This is a genomic window from Prevotella sp. BV3P1 (assembly GCF_000479005.1).
Classification (GTDB): domain Bacteria; phylum Bacteroidota; class Bacteroidia; order Bacteroidales; family Bacteroidaceae; genus Prevotella.
The window spans coordinates 1-1,426 of sequence record NZ_AWXC01000056.1 but is presented as its reverse complement, the minus strand read 5'-3'; the positions used below and the strand labels follow the sequence as shown (position 1 = coordinate 1,426).

The window sequence follows — 1,426 nt, the reverse complement described above, 5'->3', positions numbered from 1 at the left end:
CCAGAACATACCGTAAGTCACCATCCTTTTATAACTATTCTGTGGCAGAAAACGCCTTATCGTTTTCTCCTCTCATGTGAGGAAGAACACCTGTGCATCGGATGCCTCACAGACCGCTTTGATCCTCCCTTGGCGCGCTCGCTCCATGCATCAAAGCCATAGGTGAGCGACTGCTGGTCGTTAGTTTCAAGCAGATGGCGCAACACTTGTGGGTGTGCGCCATTATTATAATCACGTTCAAAACTGATCAGGTCTGCCTCTTCTTTCAGCTTATTTGTTGAGTTTGATGGCCAATTTCTCCAACATATCTTTGGTCATGCTTTCCAAATCGTAGGTTGGATTCCATCCCCATTCAGCACGGGCGCAACTGTCATCCATCCTGTCGGGCCAGCTTTCTGCAATGCTTTGTTTCAGTGGATCCACGTCATACACCATTTCAAACTCGGGTTTTTGCTCCTTGATGGCCGCATAAATCTCCTCCGGGTCGAAACTCATCGATGCGATGTTGAAGGCGTTGCGGTGTATCAGCTTGTCTGGATTGGCCTCCATGAGCATGATGGCAGCCTTCAACGTATCGGGCATGTAAATCATATCCATCTTGGTACCAGCCTTGATGGGGCAAACAAAGCGATCACCACGCACGGCATTGTAATAAATGTCAACGGCATAGTCGGTGGTACCACCACCTGGAGGTGTGACGTACGAGATAACACCCGGGAACCTTACCGCACGCGTGTCTACGCCATATTTATGAAAATAGTAATCGCTGAGCAGCTCGGTGGTCACCTTTGAAACGCCATAGATGGTCTGTGGGCGCTGAATGGTGTCCTGCGGCGTCATGTCATGCGGCGTGGTAGGACCGAACGAGCCTATCGAACTGGGGGTGAACACGGCACAATGATTCTCGCGTGCCACCTCCAGAATGTTCCACAGGCCATCGATGCCAATCTTCCAAGCCAGCCTTGGTTTCGACTCTGCCACCACAGAGAGCAGGGCGGCGAGGTTATAAATGGTGTCAATGTGATAGTCTTTAACCACCTTCGCGATAAGTTCCCCGTTCGTGACATCAGCCACGGCCGACGGTCCATTCTCCTTTAGCTCACCGGTAGGCTCTGCCCCGATGATATATCCAGCCACAACATGACTGTTACCATACTGTTTACGTAGTTCTCTGGTCAGTTCCGAACCAATCTGTCCGGTTGACCCAATGACCAAAATGTTCTTCATTATTCTTGATGTGTTTTAACCTTTAGTAGACGATTTGGTGCAAAAATAGTGCAAGCCGAATACAAAGTAAACATGTTTCCTTTGTCAAGGCGCAGCCTATTTGGTGCAAAAATAGTGCAAACCGAACATAGAGAAAGTTTACTTTCTATATTGAGGCGCAGTCTATTTTATGCAAAATAACAACTTTTTTTGACATCCC

The 1,426-nt window shown here is 48.3% G+C and carries 1 protein-coding gene; it reads right to left on the bottom strand.

The annotated features are described in order from the left end of the window. Nucleotides 1-270: 270 nt before the first annotated feature. Nucleotides 271-1,227, bottom strand: coding sequence for an NAD-dependent epimerase/dehydratase family protein (locus HMPREF1254_RS10515; RefSeq protein ID WP_023058655.1), 957 nt, complete (start codon nucleotides 1,225-1,227; stop codon nucleotides 271-273). Nucleotides 1,228-1,426 lie beyond the last annotated feature (199 nt).

What these genes read in the sequence shown, in the direction of transcription:
- HMPREF1254_RS10515 (WP_023058655.1), bottom strand. Translation starts at nt 1,227, where the DNA reads ATGAAGAACATTTTGGTCATTGGGTCAACCGGACAGATTGGTTCGGAA.